Origin of the sequence: Streptomyces sp. NEAU-YJ-81, assembly GCF_017592595.1 — a bacterium.
GTDB classification, from domain to species: domain Bacteria; phylum Actinomycetota; class Actinomycetes; order Streptomycetales; family Streptomycetaceae; genus Streptomyces; species Streptomyces hygroscopicus_B.
The window spans coordinates 1-23406 of the sequence record NZ_JAGFNO010000031.1 but is presented as its reverse complement, the minus strand read 5'-3'; the positions used below and the strand labels follow the sequence as shown (position 1 = coordinate 23406).

Annotated in this window: 13 protein-coding genes and 1 riboswitch; of the genes, 9 read left to right on the top strand and 4 right to left on the bottom strand. The window is 71.7% G+C overall.

The annotated features are described in order from the left end of the window. Nucleotides 1–5: 5 nt before the first annotated feature. Nucleotides 6–89: riboswitch (cobalamin riboswitch) on the top strand. Nucleotides 90–143: 54 nt separating this feature from the next. After that, nucleotides 144–3788: a cobaltochelatase subunit CobN gene (cobN, locus tag J5X86_RS40655; RefSeq protein ID WP_208521657.1), complete on the top strand. Its 3645-nt coding sequence runs from the start codon at nucleotides 144–146 to the stop codon at nucleotides 3786–3788. Between the two features lie 77 nt (nucleotides 3789–3865). Here cobN and J5X86_RS40650 read toward each other — a convergent pair whose 3' ends face one another. Next, nucleotides 3866–4120 (bottom strand): hypothetical protein, encoded by a 255-nt coding sequence (locus J5X86_RS40650; protein WP_208521656.1) that lies wholly within the window; start codon nucleotides 4118–4120, stop codon nucleotides 3866–3868. A 294-nt stretch (nucleotides 4121–4414) separates the two neighbouring features. Here J5X86_RS40650 and J5X86_RS40645 point away from each other — a divergent pair, with 294 nt between their 5' ends. Then, on the top strand, nucleotides 4415–5413 hold the full coding sequence (locus tag J5X86_RS40645; RefSeq protein WP_208521655.1) for a cation diffusion facilitator family transporter: 999 nt from the start codon (nucleotides 4415–4417) through the stop codon (nucleotides 5411–5413). 143 nt (nucleotides 5414–5556) lie between these two features. Here J5X86_RS40645 and J5X86_RS52175 read toward each other — a convergent pair whose 3' ends face one another. Together J5X86_RS52175 and J5X86_RS40640 are read right to left on the bottom strand one after the other, a co-directional pair. Beyond that, nucleotides 5557–5685, bottom strand: coding sequence for a hypothetical protein (locus J5X86_RS52175; protein ID WP_279595675.1), 129 nt, complete (start codon nucleotides 5683–5685; stop codon nucleotides 5557–5559). A gap of 167 nt (nucleotides 5686–5852) precedes the next feature. Next, nucleotides 5853–10487, bottom strand: coding sequence for a cation-translocating P-type ATPase (locus J5X86_RS40640; protein ID WP_208521654.1), 4635 nt, complete (start codon nucleotides 10485–10487; stop codon nucleotides 5853–5855). Nucleotides 10488–10592: 105 nt separating this feature from the next. Here J5X86_RS40640 and J5X86_RS40635 point away from each other — a divergent pair, with 105 nt between their 5' ends. Then, complete coding sequence (locus tag J5X86_RS40635) at nucleotides 10593–10907, top strand: hypothetical protein (protein ID WP_208521653.1); 315 nt, start codon at nucleotides 10593–10595, stop codon at nucleotides 10905–10907. A gap of 19 nt (nucleotides 10908–10926) precedes the next feature. Here the strand turns inward: J5X86_RS40635 and J5X86_RS40630 are convergent, their stop codons facing one another. Then, nucleotides 10927–12372: a lipase maturation factor family protein gene (locus J5X86_RS40630; RefSeq protein ID WP_208521652.1), complete on the bottom strand. Its 1446-nt coding sequence runs from the start codon at nucleotides 12370–12372 to the stop codon at nucleotides 10927–10929. A gap of 295 nt (nucleotides 12373–12667) precedes the next feature. Here J5X86_RS40630 and J5X86_RS40625 point away from each other — a divergent pair, with 295 nt between their 5' ends. The 6 genes from J5X86_RS40625 to J5X86_RS40600 all read left to right on the top strand — a co-directional run. Further along, entirely contained in the window at nucleotides 12668–13708 is a 1041-nt protein-coding gene (locus tag J5X86_RS40625) for a 3-oxoacyl-ACP synthase III family protein (RefSeq protein ID WP_208521651.1), read from the top strand. A gap of 38 nt (nucleotides 13709–13746) precedes the next feature. After that, nucleotides 13747–15465 (top strand): 3-hydroxyacyl-CoA dehydrogenase family protein, encoded by a 1719-nt coding sequence (locus J5X86_RS40620; RefSeq protein WP_208521650.1) that lies wholly within the window; start codon nucleotides 13747–13749, stop codon nucleotides 15463–15465. Between the two features lie 574 nt (nucleotides 15466–16039). Continuing rightward, complete coding sequence (locus J5X86_RS40615; RefSeq protein ID WP_243982751.1) at nucleotides 16040–18916, top strand: LuxR family transcriptional regulator; 2877 nt, start codon at nucleotides 16040–16042, stop codon at nucleotides 18914–18916. A 136-nt stretch (nucleotides 18917–19052) separates the two neighbouring features. Continuing rightward, nucleotides 19053–19925, top strand: a complete 873-nt coding sequence (gene rfbA / locus J5X86_RS40610) for a glucose-1-phosphate thymidylyltransferase RfbA (RefSeq protein WP_208521648.1) — start codon at nucleotides 19053–19055, stop codon at nucleotides 19923–19925. 13 nt (nucleotides 19926–19938) lie between these two features. Beyond that, nucleotides 19939–20913, top strand: a complete 975-nt coding sequence (gene rfbB / locus J5X86_RS40605; protein WP_208521647.1) for a dTDP-glucose 4,6-dehydratase — start codon at nucleotides 19939–19941, stop codon at nucleotides 20911–20913. Between the two features lie 137 nt (nucleotides 20914–21050). Then, the coding region (locus tag J5X86_RS40600) for a type I polyketide synthase (protein WP_208521646.1) at nucleotides 21051–23406 on the top strand (2356 nt) is incomplete at its 3' end.

The window sequence follows — 23406 nt, the reverse complement described above, 5'->3', positions numbered from 1 at the left end:
ACGGTAGGAAGCCGGTGGAAATCCGGCGCGGTCCCGCCACTGTGAGCGCGGCGGCTGCCGAACGGCAGCGGCCGCGCGAGCCAGGAACTGCCGCCGTCTTCAACCCGCCCGGGGCGCGGACCCCGAGGAAGGCATGCCGCCGCATGATTCTGCTGCTGTCGACGTCCGACACCGACCTGCTCAGCGCCCGTGCCGCCGCGGGCCCGGTGCCGTACCGCCTCGCCAACCCGGCCCGCCTCGCTCCGGGCGACCTCCCCGGCCTCCTCGACGGCGTCGAACTCGTCGTCGTACGGCTCCTCGGCGGCATCCGCGCCTGGCAGGAGGGGCTCGACACGCTGCTCGCGGGCGACCTCCCCGTCGTCGTCCTCACCGGTGAACAGGCGCCCGACGCCCAGCTCATGGAGGCGTCCACGGTCCCGGTCGGCATCGCCGCCGAGGCCCACGCCTACCTCGCCCACGGCGGGCCCGCCAACCTCGACCAGCTCGCCCGGTTCCTCTCCGACACCGTGCTGCTCACCGGCCATGGCTTCGAACCGCCCGCGCCCGCGCCCACCTGGGGTCCGCTGGAGCGCACCGACCGCGTGGCCGGCCCCGGCGACGTCACCGGCCCGACCATCGCGGTGCTCTACTACCGCGCCCACCACATGAGCGGCAACACCGCCTTCGTGGAGGCCCTGTGCCGGGCCGTGGAGGACGCCGGTGGCCGCCCGCTGCCGCTGTTCGTCGCCTCGCTGCGGGCCCCCGAACCCGAGCTGATCCAGGCCCTCGGCGCGGCCGACGCCATCGTCACCACCGTCCTCGCGGCCGGCGGCACCCGCCCCGCCGAGGCGTCCGCGGGCGGCGACGACGAGGCGTGGGACGCGGGCGCGCTCGCCGCGCTCGACGTGCCCGTGCTGCAGGCGCTGTGCCTGACCTCGTCGCGCGCCGCGTGGGAGGAGAACGACGAGGGGCTCTCCCCGCTGGACGCCGCGACCCAGGTCGCCGTCCCCGAGTTCGACGGACGGCTCATCACCGTGCCGTTCTCGTTCAAGGAGGTCGACGAGGACGGCCTGCCGGTCTATGCCGCCGATGCCGAGCGCGCCGCGCGTGTCGCCGGAATCGCGGTACGACACGCCCGGCTCCGCCATATCCCCGCCGCCGACAAGCGCCTGGCGCTCGTCCTCTCCGCCTACCCCACCAAGCACTCCCGGATCGGCAACGCCGTCGGCCTCGACACCCCCGCGAGCGCCGTCGCCCTGCTGCGCCGGCTGCGCGCCGATGGCTACGACCTCGGCCCCGAGGACGGGCCGGACGCGCTCCCGGGCCTGGTCTCCGGCGACGGCGACGACCTGATCCGCGCCCTCATCGAGGCCGGCGGCCACGACCAGGAGTGGCTCACCGAGGAGCAGCTCGCCCGCAACCCCGTCCGCGTCCCGGCCGCCGACTACCGCCGCTGGTACGCCACGCTCCCGCAGGCGCTCCGGGACGCGGTCGAGGAGCACTGGGGCCCGCCGCCCGGCCAGATGTTCGTCGACACCAGCCGCGACCCGGAGGGCGAGATCGTGCTGGCCGCGCTGCGCCGCGGCAACCTCCTGGTGGTCATCCAGCCCCCGCGCGGCTTCGGCGAGAACCCCATCGCCATCTACCACGACCCCGATCTGCCGCCCTCGCACCACTACCTGGCCGCCTACCGCTGGATGGCCACGCCCCGAGCCGACGGCGGATTCGGCGCCGACGCCATGGTCCATCTGGGCAAACACGGCAACCTGGAGTGGCTGCCGGGCAAGAACGCCGGACTGTCCGCCGCCTGCGGCCCCGACGCCGCGCTCGGCGATCTGCCGCTCATCTACCCCTTCCTGGTCAACGACCCGGGCGAGGGCACCCAGGCCAAGCGCCGCGTCCACGCCACCCTCGTCGACCACCTCGTCCCGCCGATGGCCCGCGCCGACTCCTACGGCGACATCGCGCGGCTGGAGCAGTTGCTCGACGAGTACGCCGCCATCTCCGCGATGGACCCGGCCAAGCTCCCCGCCATCCGCGCCCAGATCTGGACCCTCATCCAGGCCGCCCGGCTCGACCACGACCTGGGCCTGGACGACCGGCCGGACGACGACGGCTTCGACGACTTCCTGCTGCACGTCGACGGCTGGCTGTGTGAGGTCAAGGACGCCCAGATACGCGACGGACTGCATGTTCTGGGCACCGCCCCGGCCGGGCCGGCGCGCGTCAACCTGGTGCTGGCCATCCTCCGTGCCCGCCAGATCTGGGGCGGTACGTCCGCACTCCCCGGCCTGCGCGAGGCGCTCGGCCTCGACGAGTCGGCCGCCACCCGCACCGGCGCCGACGAGGCCGAGGAGCGGGCCCGCGCGCTGGTCCAGGCGATGGAGGACGCCGAATGGGCCCCGGAGGCCGTCGAGAAGGCCGTCCTCACCCTGCCCGAGGAGCAGCGCCCCGGCGTCTCCGCGATTCTCGACTTCGCCGCCCGCGAGGTCGTCCCCCGGCTGGCCGCCACGACGGACGAGATCGACCACGCCGTCCACGCCCTCGCCGGCGGGTTCGTCCCCGCGGGGCCGTCCGGCTCGCCGCTGCGCGGCCTGGTCAACGTCCTGCCGACCGGCCGTAACTTCTACTCCGTCGACCCCAAGGCCGTGCCCAGCAGGCTGGCCTGGGAGACCGGCCAGGCCCTCGCCGATTCGCTGCTGGAGCGCTACCGCGCCGACAACGACGGCCAGTGGCCGAAGTCCGTCGGCCTCTCGCTGTGGGGCACGAGCGCGATGCGCACCTCCGGCGACGATGTGGCCGAGGCGCTGGCGCTGCTGGGCGTCCGTCCGGTGTGGGACGACGCCTCGCGCCGGGTGACGGGCCTGGAACCCGTGCCGCTCGACCAGCTGGGCCGCCCGCGCGTCGATGTCACCCTGCGCATCAGCGGTTTCTTCCGGGACGCCTTCCCCCATGTCGTCGGGCTGCTGGACGACGCCGTACGGCTCGCCGCCTCCCTGGAGGAGAGCGACGAGGACAACTACATACGGGCGCACACCCGCGCCGACCTCGCCGCCCACGGTGACGAGCGCCGCGCCACCACCCGGATCTTCGGCTCCCGCCCCGGTACCTACGGCGCCGGGCTGCTCCAGCTCATCGACAGCCGCGACTGGCGCACCGACGCCGACCTCGCCGAGGTCTACACGGTCTGGGGCGGCTACGCCTACGGCCGCGGTCTGGAGGGGCGGCCGGCGCGGGCCGAGATGGAGAGCGCCTACCGCCGGATCGCGGTCGCGGCCAAGAACACCGACACTCGCGAACACGACATCGCCGACTCCGACGACTACTTCCAGTACCACGGCGGCATGGTGGCCACCGTGCGCGCCCTGAAGGGCACCGCGCCCGCCGCGTACATCGGCGACTCCACTCGCCCCGAGACGGTCCGCACCCGCACCCTCCACGAGGAGACCTCACGGGTCTTCCGCGCCCGGGTGGTCAACCCGCGCTGGATCGAGGCGATGCGCCGCCACGGCTACAAGGGCGCCTTCGAGCTCGCCGCGACGGTCGACTACCTCTTCGGCTACGACGCGACCACGGGCGTGGTCGCGGACTGGATGTACGACAAGCTCGCCCAGACCTATCTGCTCGACCCGGAGAACCGCGCCTTCCTGGAGCAGGCCAACCCCTGGGCGCTGCACGGCATGGCCGAGCGGCTGCTGGAGGCCGAGAGCCGCGGGCTGTGGGACGAGCCCGACCCGGAGGTGCTGGAGCGGGTGCGGGAGCTGTATCTGGAGACGGAGGGCGGCCTGGAGGGCGGGGACGACGAGTAGGCGCGTCCGCCTCCGCGGGGATGAGTAGGCATATCCGCGCCCCCGCGCGATGAGCCGGCCGGTGAACGGTCGGTGGTTCAGTCGGCGGACGGTCGTGCCGCCGGGCGGGCCGCCGCCTGGATCCGGTCCGGCCAGGGGGGACAGTTGACCAGTTCGGTCCACTCGCGGTCGTAGCGCCCGGGCACCGCGCGCCCCGCGGACGCCCAGCGCTCGACCAGATCCGCGTAGATCGGTACGGATGTGGATGTGTGAACGGTCTGATGAACCGTTCCGTCGCCTTCGGTGCTCCGGTCCAGCGCTCTGCTCGGCTGCGAGAGAGAACGGCGTCGCATCGTCGTCGTCATAGTCGGACAACGCGCCGCGCCCCGCCGGGTCACCTTCCGCGCGCCGGTCTCACCCGCATCGGCGTGGTCTCGCACATGTCAGCGACTCCCTGGTGGCGGGCCCGGGCGACCGGGCCGCGCACCCTTTTCGCACTCCGTAATGAAAAGCATTGCCGCATTCATAAAGCCTCTTCGTCGCTAGCGCGGAAGTTTATTGATAACCGTGTCCATTGCAGCCTTTGGTGAATTCCCCTCGGGGCTGTTTCAATTGCGCTGTCCCGAAGACGATCCGAGGAGGAGCCGGTGGGAGCTCATGCGCACGGACCCGACGAGGGGCACGGCGGAGCTGGGCACGGTGGCCACGCCCACGGCGTGGCGGAGAACGCCGACCGCCGGTGGCTGTCCCTCGCCCTCGCGCTGATCAGCGGCTTCATGGCGGTCGAGGTCGTCGTCGGGGTCATCGCCCGCTCCGTGGCGCTGCTGTCCGACGCGGCCCATATGCTCACCGACGCCGCCTCGATCGTGCTCGCGCTCATCGCGATCCGGCTCTCGGCGCGCCCCGCACGTGGCGGATACACCTATGGGCTCAAGCGGTCGGAAATCCTTTCCGCCCAGGCCAATGGCCTTTCTCTGCTGCTGCTCGGCGCCTATCTCGGCTATGAGAGCGTGGGGCGGCTGATCGATCCGCCCGAGGTGACCGGCGGTCTGGTGCTGGTCACCGCGCTGGCCGGTGTGGTGGTGAATCTCGCGGCCGCGTGGTGCATGTCGAAGGCGAACCGCTCCTCGCTCAATGTCGAGGGCGCCTTCCAGCATGTGCTCAACGATCTCTACGCCTTCATCGCCACCGCCGTCGCCGGACTGGTGGTGGTGACGACGGGCTTCGCCCGCGCCGACGCGATCGCCGGTCTGCTGGTGGTCGTCCTCATGATCAAGGCGGGTGTGGAGCTGCTGCGGGCCTCCGGCCGGGTGCTGCTGGAAGCCGCCCCGACCGGCGTCGAGCCCGATGAGGTGGGCGGCCGACTCGTCGCCCACGGACAGGTGGCCGAGGTGCACGATCTGCATGTCTGGCAGATCACCTCGGGTGAGGTCTCGCTCTCCGCCCATGTCCTGGTCGCGGCGGGCGGCGACTGCCATGCGGTCCGGGAGGACCTGGAGGCGGTGCTGCGCGGCGAGTACGGGATCACCCACACCACGCTTCAGGTCGACCATCTGGACGACCCCGCCGCGCGGGGACGGGAGGACGGGGAGCACTGCCCGACCGCCCACGGTCCGGTGCACCGGGCGGCGTCGTACGGCCACTGAGCGCGCCGCACTGAGCGGCGCCGCGCAGCGCCGCCGCCCTGCGGAAGGCCCGGGAGCGTCGTGGCGCTTCCGGGCCTCGATGACGATGACGGGGCGCCGTCCCTGGGGACGTCACCCCGAACGGCCGGCGGGCGCCGGCCGTATCAGGCGGCGGCCGGAGCGGCGGCCGGCCGGAAGGCCGAGGTCAGAAGCGTCTTCACGAACTGGGCGACAAACGCCTCCAGCGCAATCTGGGCCAGCTTGACCAGGACGGTCGTCAGAATGTGGGCCATGGGTACCTCACTGGACGGAATACGAGCGGAAGCGAGGCATCCGCTTCCAATCCGTAGCCTGACCCGCGTCGGAAAGCGGGCGGTGCACACCGGGTGAGCGTCCGGTGAATGGACGGAAAGCTCAGGTTAAGAAGCGCCCGAGATGTCCCGTTTCCGGGGTGGCGCGTTCAGACCGCGAGCGGCGCCCGCCGGGGGAAGAGCAGCCGCGGCGCGACGGCCGCCCCCAAAGTGGCGGCGGCCGAGCACGTGCCGACGACCGACCAGGCCATCGGGCCCAGGGGTGTACAGCCGAAGAAGTGGCTGACCACCGGGGTCTCCACGATGGCGAACAGCGTGGCCGCCGAGGCGACGCTGGTGACCAGCACCAGGGGGCTGTGCCAGTCGGTCATGAACGTCTGGCCAAGCTGGGTGCCGACCAGCGCCGCGAGCCCCATGGTGCTCGCCCGCCGGGCCCGGCCCGTCATCCGACCGCACTGCCAGGCCGCGGCGGCGCCCAGCGCGGTGGCACTGCCGCGCACCGCGAGAATGCGGCCCAGATCGGAGCCGAACAGCGCGGACGCCGGGCCACCGACCAGCGGGTCCTCACCGGACTTCTGCTCCCGGGACCGGGCGAGGGCGACCGCCAGGGCGGGCAGCATGTCGGTGAGCAGATTCACCAGAAGCAGCTGACGGGTGCCCAGCGGCGCCCGCCCGGCCACCGCCGCGCCCAGAATGGTGAAGGCGACCTCACCCGCGTTCCCGCCGACCAGGATCGTCACCGCGTCGCGCACACTGCGCCACAGCGCCCTGCCCTCCTGCAGCGCGTCGAGGATCCGGGTCGGGTCCGGGTCGGTGAGCACCAGGTCCGCCGCGGCGCGGGCCGAGGCCGAGCCGTGGGCGGACAGTCCGATGCCGATGTCCGCGAGACGGATGGCGGCCGCGTCGTTCACCCCGTCCCCGGTCATGGCCACCACCTGTCCGGCCTGCCGCAGCCCTTGGATGATACGGACCTTGTGCTCGGGGGAGACCCGGGCGAAGACGGTGGTACGGGCGATCCGCTCAACCCGTTCGCCTTCGGGCAGGGTGTCCAGTTCCGCCCCGGTGAGCACCGGCTCGGCGTCCGGGATGCCCAGCTCCCGGGCGATGGCGACCGCCGTGGTCGGATGGTCGCCGGTGACCATGGCGACGCGTACTCCGGCGTCCGTCAGCCGCTTGACGGTCTCGGCGGCACCCGGCCGCGTGGTGTCCGCGATGGCGATGAAGCCCAGCAGGGTGAGTTCCGTGGCGATCCCGGCGACCTCCGCCGACGGCGTGTCGGACGTGGCGGGCCGGGTCTCGGCCACCGCAAGCACCCGCAGCCCGTCGGAGGCCAGCGAGTACAGCAGGCGCTCGGTGGCATGCCGCCGCTCGGCGGTCAGCGGCACGGTGTCGCCCGCCGCCCCCGGACTCAGGGCGTAGGCGCACCGGGCGAGCACGATCTCCGGGGCACCCTTGACCGCCAGGTGCGGGCGCCCGGACTCCGTGCCCAGCGACGCCGAGAATCCCCGGCTGGCCTCGAAGGGCAGCTCGGAGACCGGAGACCAGGCGCCGTCCCCGTCGCAGTGCGCGGCCGCCGCGTCGATGACGGCCTGGTCGGTGGCGTGGGCCAGCGCCCGCCCGCCCTCGCGCTCGGGGCAGGCCCGGGCCGCCGTGCACAGCAGCCGCATGCCCAGCGCACTGCCGGTCGGCAGTTCGTGGTCGTATCCGGCGACCCGGGCCACGGCCAGCCGGCCCTCGGTCAGGGTGCCGGTCTTGTCGAAGCACACGACGTCGACCCGGCCCAGGGCCTCCAGCACCCGCGGCGAGCGCGTCAGCACCCCGCGGTGCGAGAGGCGGCGCGCCGCGGCGGACTGCGCCACCGTGGCCACCAGCGGCAGCCCCTCGGGCACGGCGGCCACCGCGATGGCCACGCCGGTGGACAGCGCCTCGCGCACCGGCACCCCGCGCATCAGCCCCAGCAGGGTGACGGCGGCGCCGCCGAGGCCGGTGGCGGGCAGCGCGACCTTGGTGAGCGCGGCCAGCCGGCCCTCGATCCCGATGGGCGCGGTGGCGCGTCCGGCCAGTGCGGCGGCGCGCCCCGCCTCGGTCTGCGCCCCGGCGGCCACGACCACGGCGTAACCGGTTCCGGCGAGCACCGTGCAGCCCTCATAGACCATGCAGGACCGGTCCGCGAGGTCGGCGCCCGGAGTGGCGGCCGGGTCCTTGGCGACCGGCCCGGACTCGCCGGTCAGCCCGGCCTCGTCCAGCTCCAGCCGGTCGCTCACCAGCAGCCGGGCATCGGCCGGTACGACATCAGAGGGCCGCAGCGCGATGATGTCCCCGACCCGCAGCTCCTCGGCGGCCACCGTGCGCACCGGGGCGGCGGTCAGCCCCGCGAAGAACACCTCGCGGTCCGCCGCCACCCCGTCCGCCAGGGACATCGCGGGCGCCCAGTCGACCAGCCGGCCGTTCATCCGCTCGCTCAGCAGCAGGCCGCGCAGCGAGCGCTCGGCGCGCAGCCGCTGTGCGCCGCTGATCACCGCATTGCCCGCCATCACGCTGACGACGAGGAAGGAGTCCACACCGGATCCCACCGCCGCCGAGGCCGCGGCGCCGAGCGCCAGCACCGGGGTGAGCGGATCGTGCAGCTCCTCGCGCACCGCGTTCACCAGCGAGGCGGTGTTCCGGTGCAGCGCCGCGAAGCGGGCGGAGGCGGCCCCCATGACACCGGGCGCCCCGGCCCGTACGACCGTCCCGGCGGCCTTGCGCACCGGGCGCACCCCGGCGGACCACAGGGCCCCGGAGGACCCCGGCGCGCCCGGCTCCCCGGGACCCGCACCGCGTGACGCGCCCGAACCGTCGGGCAGCTCCGTCCCGTTCTCCCGGAACGCGCACAGCACGCTCAGGGTCTCCCGTGCCCCCAGAGCGTGCCAGTTGCCGCGGACACGGGGCGGGGGCGGGGGGCGCCGCTCCACCCGGCGCGCCGCGCCGATCCCGCCGAGCACGGCCAGGAACGCCGCGCTGTACACCGGAGAGGTGGCGAGCCCGGCCACCGCGGGCCGGGTTCCCGCCGCGGCGATGAGCGCGCCGAGCGCGGATCCGCCCATCGACAGCCGGGCCGAGCGCCGGCTGACCGAGCGCGCGTCCTCCAGCGCCCGCAGCACCTGCCACGCATGGAGCAGGCCGGGGCCGCAGATCAGATCGGCCGACCAGCACACCCGGCTCTCGCCGCGCGCCGTGACGGCGACGCCGAGATCGGCCGCGCCGAGCGCCTCGTCATCCTCGCCGCTGATCAGCAACACGCCGTGGCCCTCGATCTGCAGCCGGCGCACCGTGTCGGGGAGCGAGGTGCCGAGGGGGAGGAGTTCGTCGGCCCATGGAGCGATCTCGTCCGTGCTGGCGTGTCCGGTGAGCACCAGGCGCCGCGCGCCGGTGTGGGCCGCCGCCACCACGGCGTCGGCCAGCGGGTCGAGTTCGCAGCCGATCCGGATCCGGGCCTGCCGCCGGCCGTCCTCGCCGTGCAGGTCCGCGGTCAGCGCCAACGGGCTCGTCGGGATCGCCGCGGGGATGTCGCGGGGCCGCTCCAGCCGCCAGAGGCCGCGCGTCCAGGGCCCCTCGCCGGACAACTCCCGCAGTGTGCGGCGGTCCAGGACGGACTGCGCGGCGCTCCACGCCTCGGCCTCCCCCAGGTCGCCGACGGTGGTGACCGACATCAGCCGCGGACGGCCGGCGCACAGCACCCGCGAGTCGATCAGCACCGCCGACACGCGGTCCAGCAGCCGCAGCGCGGTGCCGTCCATGGGCACCACGCCGTCGCGTGCCAGCACATCGCCCAGCCGGGCGGCGAACGCCTCCCGCCCCATGGCGGCCGCCTTCGGCACGGTGGCCAGCAGCGCCTTCGCGGCCTGCTCGGGGTCGCGGGTCCACGCCAGCAGCCCGCCCGCACCGGACAGCGAGGCCAGGGAGGTGCGGTCGATACAGGTCTCCACCGGCCCATGAGGCAGGGGAGCGGGCCGGGGGACGGGCGGGTGCGAGCGCTCCGGGAGCCCGTCGCCGTCCGTCACCAACTCCGGCTCCCGGCTCTGCCATACGATCTGCCGGCCGCGGATCTCGGCGAGTTGCAGCATGCGCTGCAGCGCGTCCAGGGCGATCGGGGCCTCGCCCCTGGTCAGGGCGTGCACCACGGCGTTCGACACGCCGATCAGGGTGTCGGCCTGGGCGCGGCCGAGCCGGGACTCCAGCAGACCGCGCACCCGCGGCTGGATCTCCGCCATCACCGTGGGGATGCGCAGCGCGGGGGAGAGCGCGGGCACCATCGACACCCGCCGGATCGTGGCCGCCACCAGGCCCAGGCAGTCGGCGGCGAGCGCGGTCGCGGCCAGCGTCGCCGGCGCGGAGGCGAACGGCGGCTGCGGACGGCCCGCCGGAAAGGAGTCCGCGTCCGTCCCCTGGGCCGCTTCGACGCGCTCGACCACCTTCAGCACATCCTCGCGGCCGAGCTGGTCCTCTTCGAAGTCGACCAGTACCTGGCCCAGCGCCGCGTTCACCCCGGCCCAGTTGACGCCCGCCACCCGCCGCAGCGCCTCCTCCACCGCCCGGGCCAGCCGCTCATGGCCCTCCCCGTGGCCGGTGAGCCCGTGGACCTCCACATGGGCCCGGCCGGCCCGCGCCCACACCCTCCGGCTGGTGCGCCGGTCGCCGGTGTCGCGCAGGACGTCGGCGATGTCCGCAAGGCGCAGCCGCAGCCCGGTCATCCCTCGGGACGGGGCGGAGACGAGGCCCGTGAACATAGTGATGGGCAGCAACGGCTGCTCTCCCCTCGGTCCTGATATGCCGGGATCGTAAATTCGGCCTATATTTACCTAATTCAGCCACAAAGTAACCAAAGTGACATCCGGTAGGAGGAAGGCGTGAGCGCAGCGACGACATCCAAGACGACCGACGCCCGGAAGACGGGCGCGTCCCGGGGGAAGGACCGCACCGTCACCTTCACCGTCCCTCGCGCCGCCGTGGCCACGGCGAGCGTGGCCACGATGCCGATCAGGACCGCACGGCGGATCCTGCCCGCCAAGGGCGGGCTTCCGCTCTATCTCGGCCTCGGCGCGATGGGCCTCGCCGGGGTGCTGGAATGGCCGATCGCGGTGGGCGTCGGCGTCGGCTACGCCGTGTTGCGCAACCCCCCGCCGGGCGCCGAGACTCCGAACGCGAAGGGTGCCGCCGCCTGAGCGTCGGCCCGGCCCGGTGTCACGGCCGCGACGAGCCGTGGTCCTCCAGCCTGACCGGCGGCAGAAACTCGCTCAGCAGGGTCCGATGCCACCAGGCTCCGGTGGCCCGCCGTTCCGCCGGGGTGGTGAAGCGGTAGAGATACAGCCGCGCGCGCAGATGGGTGGGCGGCGTCCCCGGGAAGGGGGTGGCGCGCAGCAGCTTCACCGTCGCCCGGTCGTTGACCAGCAGCTTGCCGATCAGCGGGGTGAACCAGGACCCGGCGTAGGCGGGCGAGAGCCCCGCGAACCACATCATCCAGTCCAGCCGCAGATGGTACGGGGCGTACTGGCGCGGCATCCGCCGCACATCGCCCGGCTTGCCCCGGAACTCGTAGTCCTTCCAGACCGTGTCCGCGGTGAGGACGGCGTCGCCGGTGCCCTGGATCACCACCTCCTGCCGGCTGCGGCTGATGCTGCCGAAGGCCCCGTAGGTGTTGACCAGGTGCAGCGGGTTGAACGAATAGTTCATCAGCTGACGGCCCGACAGCAGATTGCGGGCCGGCCAGTAGCTGAGCACCAGCACCAGCGCGGTGGCGGCCAGCACCACCACCTCGTACCAGACCGGGGGAGCGGCGAGGGGCGGTGGCCCAGACAGCCCCAGCACCTCGGCGGCGCGGCGCCCGTCGACCGCCGGGAGCGCCAGCAGGATCGTCAGCCAGTTGAGCCAGGAGAAGTTCCCGGAGGCCACCAGCCACAGTTGGGTGACCACGACGATCCCCGCCGCCACGCTCGCGACCGGCTGCGGGGTGAACAGCAGCACCGGCACGATCAGCTGCGCCACATGGTTGGCCGCCACCTCCGCCCGGTGCAGCGGCCTCGGCAGATGGTGGAAGAACCAGCTCAGCGGCCCCGGCATCGGCTGGGTCTCATGGTGGTAGTAGAGACACGTCAAGTCCCGCCAGCAGCGGTCCCCACGGATCTTGATCAGCCCGGCGCCGAACTCCACCCGGAACAGCAGCCAGCGCAGCAGCCACAAGACGAGCACGGGTGGCGCGGTGTGCTCATTGCCCAGGAAGACGGCGAGGAACCCCGATTCCAGCAGCAGGGACTCCCAGCCGAAGCCGTACCACACCTGTCCCACGTTGACGATCGACAGATACAGCAGCCACAGCACCAGCCATGCCACCATCGCGACCGGCAGGGGCGCCCGGTCCGCGGCCCCCACCAGCAGCGCGGCCGACAGCGCGGCCCCCAGCCAGGCGCAGGAGACGAAGAACCGGTCGGAGTAGTGCAGATGGAACAGGCTGGGCGAGCGCCGGAACGGCACCCGCTCGAGGAAGCGCGGCACCGGGGTCAGCCCCCGCTCGCCGAGCAGCGCCCGGCCCTGCAGGGCCGCCGTCAGAAAGGCGATCAGATAGACGGCGGCCAGCCCGCGTTGGAAGACCAGTCGGCTCAGCCAGTAGTCGGATGAGGTGAACCACTCCATGGGGGCCGCTCCCTGAGCCGGTCTGCCTTCGGCCTGCATGTATCGGTACCACCTTGGGCGGGTGCCCGCCATGCGCCGGCTCATACGGCGGACCGGGTTCATTCGGTAGGGGGCCTAGGGGGGTGATGGGTTAGGGGTTATCCGTGCCGTGCCCGGTCCGTAGCGTCAATGCCCGGCATGGATCCGGAGGGAACCACTCAATGCTTCTTCTCGAGCACCGCCGAACCCCGCGGACAGCTACCACAGCGATGGCACCGGCGAAGGCGGCGGTGGCCGCGCGGGCCGGGAGACCCAGATGACCGACCATCCGGTCCGGACACCGGGCGGCCGGCCCGTCGGGATCCTCGGCACCGGCTCCTATCTGCCGGCCGAGGCCGTGTCCAATGAGCTCGTGGCCGAGCGCGCCGGGGTGACCGCGGAGTGGATCTCGGCCAAGACCGGGATCCGGTGCCGCCGTTACGCCGCCGACCACGAGGCCACCTCCGACCTGGCCGTGGAGGCGGCCCGCGCCGCCCTCGCGGACGCCGGGATCCGCGCCGGTCAGCTCGGCTGGATCGTGGTGGCCACCTCTACTCCCGATTATCCGCAGCCCGCCACCGCCTGTCTGGTGCAGCACCGGATCGGCGCCATGGGCGCCGCCGCCTTCGACATCAACGCGGTCTGCAGCGGCTTCGTGTTCGCCCTGGTGACGGCGGCCGGGCTGCTGTCGGCCGGCTCCGGCGCCCCCGCCCCGTACGCCCTGGTGATCGGCGCCGATGTCTACTCCCGCATCATCGACCGCACCGACCGGCGCACCGCGGTGCTCTTCGGCGACGGGGCGGGGGCGGTGGTGCTGGGGCCCGTGCGCCCCGGCTACGGCCTCACCGGATCGCTGCTCACCAGCGACGGCGCACTCCACGAGCTGATCCAGGTGCCGGCGGGCGGCAGCCGCGCGCCGGCGTCGGAGAAGACCCTCGCCGACGGGGGCCACTTCTTCCGGATGCGGGGCCGCGCGGTCAGCGAGTACGTTCTCGCCGAGCTGCCGCGTGCGATACGGGCCCTGCTGGCCGCGCATCGCACGGACGCCGCCAGCGTGGACCACTTCATTCCCCATCAGGCCAATGGCGTGCTGCTGGCCAAGGCGCTCCCGGACCTCGGGCTGCCGCGGGCGCGCACGCATCTGACGGTGGCCGAGCACGGCAACACCAGCGCCGCCTCCATCCCGCTGGCGCTCGACGACGCCCGGCGGCAGGGCGTGTTCACCGACGGGGAGTTGCTGCTGCTGGCCGGTTTCGGCGGCGGGATGTCGCTCGGCGCGGCGCTCGTCAGGTGGCAGGACGGCCACGGCGGTTCGTGACCAACTCAAGGTCCCAGCCAGTGAAAGGACTCATCGGCATGGCACAGCGCTTTCCCACCGTCGCGGTGTTCGGGCTCGGCACCACCGGCCGCCACCTCGTGGACGCCCTGGTTCACGGCGGTCGGCGGGTGATCGCCGTGGAGCGGGACGAGGCGGCCCTGCGGCGCGGCCGGGGGCGGGTGACCGCGGCGGAATCCGCCGTCGAGTTCACCACTGACCCCGCGGCGGCCGCACGGGCCGATCTGGTGGTCGAGGCGGTCCCCGAACGGCTGGAGACCAAGCGGCGGCTACTCGCCCGCGCCCACGCCGACTGTCCGCCGGAGACGGTGTTCGCCACCACGACCACCGGACTGCCGGTCACCGAGATCGCCTTCGGCTCCGGCCGGACCGACCGCACGGTGGGGCTGCACCTCTTCCCGCTGGGCCCCGACCGCGAGGACCGGGCGGTGGAGGTGGTGGGCACCCCGCTCACCGGCGACGCGGTCCTGGCGGACGTCCGGGAACTGGTACGCGACCTGGGCCGGATCCCGGTGCCGGTCGCCGACCGGCCGGGCTTCATCGGCGGCGCGCTCACCATGGCGTACCTCAACAACGCGGTGGCCATGTACGAGCGGCGCTACGCCTCGCGCGACAGCATCGACACCGCCATGACGCTCGGCTGCGGACTGCCGATGGGGCCGCTGGCCCAGCTCGACGCCATGGGCCTGGACACCGCGCGGGACTCCCTGGAGGCGCTGTACGAGCGCACCGGCGATCCGCGGTACGCGCCCGCGCCCACCCTGGCCCATATGGTGACCGCCGGTCTGGTGGGGGTGAAGGCGGGCCGCGGCTTCTACGAGTACGAGGCGGGCGGCGCCGCGCGGGGCGGGGAGGCGGACGGCCTCGGCGAGCCCGTACCGGCCCGCGCGGTACGGCGGATCGGCGTGGTGGGCTCGGGCACGATGGCCGTCGGCATCGCGGAGGTGTGTGCGCGCTCCGGATACCCGACGGTGCTGGTGGCCCGGAGCGAGCTGCGCGCGAAGGAGGCCACGGCCGCCGTGGAGCGCTCGCTGGAGCGGGGGGTGCGGCGCGGCAAGCTGGCGCCCGGGCTGCTCACCGAGTCGATGGACCGGCTGACCGCGGGAGGTGAACTTCAGGCGCTCGGCACCTGCGACCTGGTGGTCGAGGCCGTGGCGGAGGACATCGACGTCAAGCGGGCCGTCTTCGCCGATCTGGACCGGGTGTGCGCACCGGGGGCGGTGCTGGCCACCTCCACCTCGAGCCTGCCCGTCATCGAGTGCGCGATGGCGACGCGGCGGCCCGAGGACGTCATCGGGATGCACTTCTTCAACCCCGCCCCGGTGATGCGGCTGGTCGAGGTGGTGCACACCGTGCTCACCTCCAAGGAGGCGCTGGGCACGGCGCACGCGGTGGCCGCGGCGCTCGGCAAGCGCGCGGTGGACTGCCCGGACCGGGCCGGTTTCATCGTCAACGCCCTGCTCTTTCCCTATCTGAACAGCGCGGTGGCGATGGTTCAGGAGGGCTGGGCCACCGCCGCGGACATCGACACGGTGATGGCGGCCGGGCAGGGCTATCCGATGGGTCCGCTGCGTCTGCTGGATGTGATCGGGCTCGATGTCTCCCTCGCCATCCAGCGCACCCTGCACGGCACCTTCCGGGATCCGGCCCTGGCGCCGGCCCGCCATCTGGAGCGACTGGTCGAGGCGGGTCACCTGGGCCGCAAGGGCGGCAGGGGGCTGCACCTCCACGAGCGATGACAATGGGTATGCACGTGCCATTGGAATAGTCCAAGGGCTGGATGTGCGGGTTGGATGTGTGGCTGCGGAATTCATTGTGACAGGGATTGGCACGCCACGTCTCTGTCCGCTTTATGGCATGAGAATTCCCGGCGAATCGCTTGCGGTTACCAGTGGCAACAGACATAAGAATCGCATTAGCGCTCAAAACGGGCAAATAAATGTTCGAAGGGGATCCCGGGGTGCCTCAATCGATGACCACTTAGTGTCGAAGTCAAGGATGTCATGAGCTGTCCCGGGTACTGCTAGGGGGTCTCGTGTATGCTGGCCGCTCCGAACAAATGCCCACGTGAACGGGGGTGGCGCAGGGTTGTCAGGGTGTTGGTGCACTTCGGCTCCGCGGTGTTGCCCCAGGTAGGGGCCGGCTCGATCGCATCGATTTTGTCGATCGTCGGGCAGTCCGCTCAGAATTGGTAATTCGTTAACGATGATTTTACGTGCGGCGATGGTGGCGTGGCAGGTGGGCGTATAGCTTGCTGGAAGTCGTACGGGCTGCCGTGAGCAGTGCTTCGCGTCGCATTCGGGGGTGCGAGCAATGGTATTTTCATCGGCCAGAGCCAGACAATTCGACGCACAATTCGAGAGACTTCGCCGGGCGTTTTCCCGGTGCCTGTCCGGGGAAGCGGGCATCGTGCTCGTCGAGGGTGCGGTCGGCTGCGGCAAGACCTATACGCTCGAAGCCGTCACGGCCCATGCGGCGAAGGCCGGAGCCCTCGTCCTCAAGGCATACGGAACGTCGGCCGACCGGGCTCCGCTCGGCACACTGCGCCAGCTTCTGGACTCGCCCCGGCTGCCCAAGGCGACCGCCGACCATCTGCGCGAGGCGCTCGACCAGGGTGCCCTCGACGCCGCACAGCCCCGTGAAACCCCTGGTGGCGACCCCGCCGGCGTGACTCCACCGCATATCCAGGGTGCCCGGGAGTTCCGTGCCGCGCTGTATGAACTCGCCTCCCGTGAACCGGTGGTGATCTGCGTCGACGAACTCCAGCTCGTCGACGCGGAGTCACTCCAGTACCTGCTGTACCTGGCGACCCGTTCACACTCCGCCAAACTGCTCATGGTGTTCGCACAGGCGACGGACAGCGATCAGAAAGACGCCGTCTTCAATACCGAACTGCTGCGTCAGCCCAATTTCCAGCGGCTGCGGCTGGAGAGGCTGTCCTGGGAGGAGACCGCACATCTGCTGACCACCCGTCTGGGTCTCCCGGATTCGGCCGATGTGGCCTACAGCTGGTATGAGGTGAGCGGCGGAAATCCGTTGTTGCTACGCGCGGTGATAGACGATTACCGCACCGCCGGGGCGCCCCCACGGCACGGTCGCGCCGTGGAACCCGTGGTGGGCGACATGTTCGTCCAGGCCGTGCTCACTTGCGTCTACCGCAGCGGGCACACCGTCTCCCGGCTCGCCGAGGGCATCGCGGTGCTCGGCGCGTCCGCCTCTCCCGAACTCCTCGGCCGGCTGCTGCGCATCGGCTCCGCCGGAACCCGGCGCGGAGTCGCCGCGCTGGACGCGGCGGGCCTCGTCGGCGGCCTCGCCTTCCGCCACCCGTATGTTGAGGCCGCGGTGCTGGAGGACATGGACCCCGAGGTCCGGCTGGACATGAACCGCCGCGCCGCCGTCCTGCTGCACCAGGGCGGCGGGGCCACCCTCGCCGTGGCCCGCCATCTGCTCGCCGCCCAGGCCGCCGACGAGCCCTGGGCGGTGCCGCTGCTGCGGGACGCCGCGCAGCAGGCGCTCGCCGAGGACGACGCCAAGCTGGCGGTCGCCTGCCTGGAGCTGGCGTACGCGGCCTGCCAGGACGGGGAGCTGCGGGCCGGCATCAGGATCGGCACCGCCGGGATCATGTGGCGGCTCAACCCCTCGGCGTCCGAGCGGATGTTGGAGGAGCCGCTGGCCGCGCTGTGCGCCGACCGGCTGCCCGCCTCCCATATCGGGCGGCTGATCGAGCTGTTGCTCGCCCACGGCCGGATCGAGGAGGCGCGCGGCGCCATCGGCCGGCTCAACGCCGTCATGAGTAACGCGGGACCCACCTGGATGGCCCAGTTCCGGATGACCGCCCGCTGGGCCCAGGACTCCGGTGCGCCGGACCGCGGCCCCGGGGCCGCGGCGCGCCAGGGCGAGGACGGCGGCGCCTCCCGTACCCCGCTCAGATCCCGCAGACCCTCCTCGCTGTCGACGATCACGGCGGCGTTCAGCGGCTTCTTCGGCCGCGGGGGGAGCGAGGAGTCGCCGGTCGCCGCGGCGGAGAAGGTACTCGAGGTCTCGCCGCTCACCGACGCCACCTTCGAACCCATCGTCAACTCGGTGAACGCGCTGGTGTACGCGGGCCGCCCGGACAAGGCGGCGCCGTGGTGCGATTCGCTGATGGAGGAGGCCGAGCGGCGCCGGGCACCGGGCTGGCGCGCCATCTTCGCCTCGATCCGGGCCGAGATCGCCCTGCGGCAGGGCAACCTCGTGGAGTCGGCGGCCTATGCGACCACCGCCCTGGACATCGTGCCCGGCAGCGACGGAAGCGTCTTCATCGGCGGCCCCCTGGCCAGCCAGATCCTCGCGTACACGGCGATGGGCAAGTACGACGCGGCGGCGCGGCAGCTGAGCCGCCCGGTCCCCGAGGCGCTGTTCAAGAGCATCTACGGACTCGGCTACACCCGCGCCCGCGGCCGCTACTACCTGGCCACCAACCGCATCAACGCGGCGCTCGGCGAATTCCTGATGGCCGGCCGGCTCGCCCAGCTGTGGGAGCTCGACCAGCCCGCGCTGCTGCCCTGGCGCTCCGACGCCGCCGAGGCGTGGCTGGAGCTCGGCGACCGGGAGAAGGCCGCGAACCTCGTCTCCGAGCAGCTGGCCAGGAACGGCGCCGGTGACTCCCGGGTCCGCGGCGTCTCCCTGCGGTTACTGGCCGCCGCGGGCGACATCGACAACCGGTCCCGGCTGCTCGGCCAGGCCGTGGAGGAGCTGCAGTGCTCCGGCGACCGGCTGGAGCTGGCCCGGGCGCTGGACGATCTGGGCCGTACGCTGCGCGGCTTCGGGGAGCTCGGACGGGCCGACGCCATCACCGGCCGGGCCTGGCGGATGGCCAAGGAGTGCGGCGCCGAGGAGCTGTGTGACCGGATCCGCCTCGACTCCGGTCTGGAGGCCCGCGATCCACGGCCGGTGGTGCGGCCGGTGTCCGGACCGCTCGGCCCGAAACCGGCGGTGCCGCCGTCCCTGGGGACGAAGCTCAGCGAATCCGAGGCCCGGGTCGCCGCCCTGGCGGTGGACGGCTATACGAACCGGGAAATAGCCGCCAGCCTCTTCATCACCATCAGCACAGTTGAACAGCATTTGACGCGGGTGTACCGCAAGCTGAATATCAGGAGTCGCCAGCAGTTGCCGACCGCGCTGCGGGCCCAGGTGGATGAAATCGCCTGAGCGCTGACGGGGGCGAGGTCCCACGGAAGGGGTGGCCGCATGATGCCACCCCTGTTCCACGACCACCCCTGATTACCCCCCTATCGCCGCGGCAGACCTGGAGCGCGGGCCGACCGCGTTGATAGCTTCTGGCCGCATGAAGGGCATAGTCCTCGCCGGAGGAAGCGGTACCCGACTGCATCCTTTGACACATGCGGTGTCGAAGCAGATCCTTCCCGTCTACAACAAACCGATGATCTATTACCCGCTGTCGGTGCTCATGCTCGGCGGCGTCAGGGAAATCCAGATCATTTCCACCCCGCTCCATGTGGGGCTGTTCCGCGCGCTCCTCGGCGACGGCCGTCGGCTGGGCCTTTCGATCGAGTACGCCGAACAGCCCGAGGCCAACGGAATCGCCGAGGCATTCATCATCGGCGCCGAGTTCATCGGCGACGATCAGGTGGCGCTGGTCCTCGGCGACAACATCTTCCACGGGCCCGGGTTTTCGAAGATGCTGCACAACGAGGCAAGTCATGTCGACGGCTGTGTGCTTTTCGGCTACGCAGTCAAGGACCCCGAGCGCTATGGTGTCGGGGAAATGGACGAGCAGGGCCGGCTGATCTCCCTCGAGGAGAAGCCGGCCGTCCCCCAATCCAATCTGGCGATCACCGGTCTGTATCTCTACGACAACGACGTCGTGGACATCGCCAAGAACGTACAGCCCTCCGCGCGCGGCGAACTGGAGATCACGGACGTCAATCGCGTCTATCTGGAGCGCGGAAAGGCCAGACTGGTGGGGCTCGGCCGCGGATTCGCCTGGCTGGACACCGGAACTCATGACTCGCTGCTGCAGGCGGGCCAGTATGTGCAGCTTCTGGAACAGCGCCAGGGAGTGCGGATCGCCTGTCTCGAGGAGATAGCCTTCCGCATGGGTTTCATCGACGCGGCCGCCTGCTATGAGCTCGGTGTGGAACTCGGCAAGACGGACTACGGAAATTATCTGATGGATATCGCGGCCAATCATCGCTGAAGGGTTGTCTCCAGTGCGCATAGTTGTGACCGGCGGCGCGGGCTTCATCGGCTCCCACTTCGTCCGGCAGACGTTGACAGGGGCGTACGCCGCCTGGGCGGACGCCCAGGTCGTGGTGGTCGACAAGCTCACCTACGCGGGCAACGAGGCCAACCTGGCCGAGGTCGCCGACAGCCCCCGGCTGCGCTTCGTCCGCGGCGACATCTGCGACGGCGAGCTCGTCGGCGAGCTGCTGCGCGGCACCGATCTGGTGGTGCACTTCGCCGCGGAATCGCATGTCGACCGCTCGATATCCGGCGCCGAGGAATTCGTGCGCACCAATGTCCTGGGCACGCACACGCTCCTCAACGCGGCCGCGAACGCGGCGGTCGGAAAATTCGTCCACGTCTCCACGGACGAGGTCTACGGCTCCATCGAAAGCGGCTCCTGGAGCGAGGAGGAACCGCTGGAGCCCAACTCGCCGTATTCCGCGTCCAAGGCATCCTCCGATCTGCTGGCCAGGGCCTTCCACCGCACCCATGGACTGCCAGTCTGTGTGACCCGCTGCTCCAACAACTACGGCCCGTACCAGCACCCCGAGAAGGTCATTCCGCTCTTTGTCACCAACCTCATGGACGGCAAACCGGTGCCGCTCTACGGCGACGGCGGAAACGTCCGGGACTGGCTGCATGTGGACGACCACTGCCGCGGTATCGCCCTGGTCGCCGAGAACGGCCGTCCGGGAGAGGTCTACAACATCGGCGGCGGCACCGAACTGACCAACCTGGAACTCACGGAACGGCTGCTCGAACTCCTCGGTGCCGACCGGTCGATGGTCGAGAGGGTGTCCGACCGCAAGGGCCATGACCGCCGTTACTCGGTGGACATCGCGAAGATCTCCGCCGAACTGGGATACCGCCCCGAGATGTCGTTTGAGAACGGCCTCGCGGAAACCGCCAAGTGGTTCATGACACACCGCGGTTGGTGGGAACCTCTCAAGAAGAGGTGACCACCCCTATACCAACGGTTAGGGGTGCCGACGGTTAGGGGTGGTTGAGGCGACTCCCGAGCCCATACCGTCGACTTCCGGATCATGGTCAGTCCAGTCGCGTCGTATCTCAACTGAGAGAAGAGTCTGAGGTCGTGATGTCGGAGAACTCCCTGGTGCGTGACGGGCACATCGCGGTCATCGGTATGGCATGTCGCGTACCGGGCGCATCGACACCGGATGAGTTCTGGCAGTTGCTGCGCAATGGAGAGAGCGCCATCACGGAGATTCCGGCGGACCGGTATGCCGATGAGCTCCGGGACGCCGGCATTCGATTCGGCGGGTTCGTCGAAACGGCAGCCGAGTTCGATCCGGAGTTCTTCGGGATTTCACCCCGCGAGGCACTGGCGATGGACCCCCAGCAGCGGCTTGCGCTGGAACTGTGCTGGGAGGCCCTGGAAAACGCCGGACTCGTCCCCGCGCACCTCGAGGGCAGCCGCACCGGCGTCTTCATCGGCGCCATCGCCGACGACTACGCGACACTGGTCCACCGCCGCGAACCGGCCGCCATCACCCAGCACACCCTCACCGGTCTGAACCGCGGCATCATCGCCAACCGGGTCTCCTACGTCCTGGGACTGCGCGGCCCCAGCGTGGCCGTGGACACCGGGCAGTCCTCGTCCCTGGCCGCCGTCCACCTGGCCTGCGAGAGCCTGCGGCGCGGCGAGACCGAGACCGCCGTCGCGGGCGGCGTCCAGCTCAACCTCGCCCCCGACAGCTTCATCGCCGCCTCCCGGTTCGGCGCGCTCTCCCCGGACGGCCGCTCCTTCACCTTCGACGCCCGCGCCAACGGCTATGTGCGCGGTGAGGGCGGCGGCCTCGTCGTGCTCAAACGGCTCGCGGACGCCCGACGCGACGGCGACCCCGTGCTGGGGGTGATCCGAGGCTCCGAGGCCAACAACGACGGTGGCGGCGACAGCCTCACCACCCCCGCGGCCCATGGGCAGGTGGCCATGCTGCGCGCCGCCTACGAGCGCGCCGGGGTCGACCCCGCCCGGGTCCAGTACGTCGAACTGCACGGCACCGGCACCAAGGTCGGCGACCCGGTCGAGGCCGAGGCGCTCGGCGCGGTCCTGGGCGCCGGCAGGGCGCACGGCGCGCCGCTGCGCGTCGGCTCCGCCAAGACGAACGTCGGCCACCTCGAAGGCGCCGCCGGAATCACCGGCCTCATCAAGACGGTGCTCTCGCTCGCGCACCGCGAACTGTTCCCGAGCCTCAACTACCGGACACCGAACCCCGCCATCCCCCTGGACACCCTGGGCCTCACGGTCCAGACCGCCCTCGACCCCTGGGCCCCGGAGGCTGACACCCCACGGCTCGCGGGCGTCAGCTCGTTCGGCATGGGCGGCACCAATGTGCACATGGTGCTGGAGCAGGCACCCGCCGAAGACCCGGCCACGGAACGGCCGATGGACCTCGACGTGGTGCCCTGGGTGCTCTCGGCCCGCGGTGACGCGGCGTTGCGGGCCCAGGCGCGGCGGCTGCGGTCGTACGTGGCGGCGCGGCCGGAGCTCGATCCGGTGGATGTGGGCCACTCGCTGGCGCTTAGCCGGTCCGCCTTCGGCCACCGGGCGGCGGTCGTCGGCCGCGACCGGGAGGAGCTGCTGAGGGGCCTCGACGAGCTGGCCACGGGGGTGGTCCCGGGCACGGTGGCGGGCCGCGGTGGGACGGCGTTCCTGTTCACCGGACAAGGTGCCCAGCGGCTGGGCATGGGGCGTGAACTGTACGGCGTCTTCCCGGTGTTCGCGGCGGCGTTCGATGCGGTGTGTGCGGAGTTGGAGCGTCATCTGGATGGTTCGGTGCGGGAGGTGGTCTTCGGCGGGGATGCGGAGGCGCTGGACCGGACGGTGTTCACGCAGACCGGGTTGTTCGCTGTGGAGGTGGCGCTGTTCCGGCTCATCCAGTCGTGGGGTCTCGCACCGGATTTCGTGGTGGGGCATTCGGTGGGGGAGCTGGCCGCGGCCCATGTGGCGGGGGTGTTCTCGCTGGAGGACGCCTGTGCGCTGGTGGCCGCGCGCGGTCGGCTGATGCAGGCGCTGCCCGAAGGCGGTGCGATGGTGTCGCTGAAGGCCGCGGAGGCCGAGGTGCTGCCGCATCTGGCCGGTTACGAGGACCGGGTGAGTGTGGCGGCGGTCAATGGCCCGGCGGCGACCGTCATCTCCGGTGAGGAGTCGGCGGTGCTGGCGGTGGCCGAGGCGGTGGGCGTCAAGAGCAAGCCACTGAGCGTCTCGCACGCTTTCCACTCGCCGCTGATGGAGGGGATGCTGGCCGAGTTCGCCGAGGTGGCGAGCCGGATCGGCTACTCCGCACCGCGACTGGCGATCGTCTCGAACGTCACGGGCGAGTTGGCGGGCGAGGAGGTGTGCTCGCCGGAGTACTGGGTGCGCCATGTGCGTCAGGCGGTGCGTTTCGGGGACGGCATACGGTTCCTCGAAGGGCAGGGTGTCACCCGGT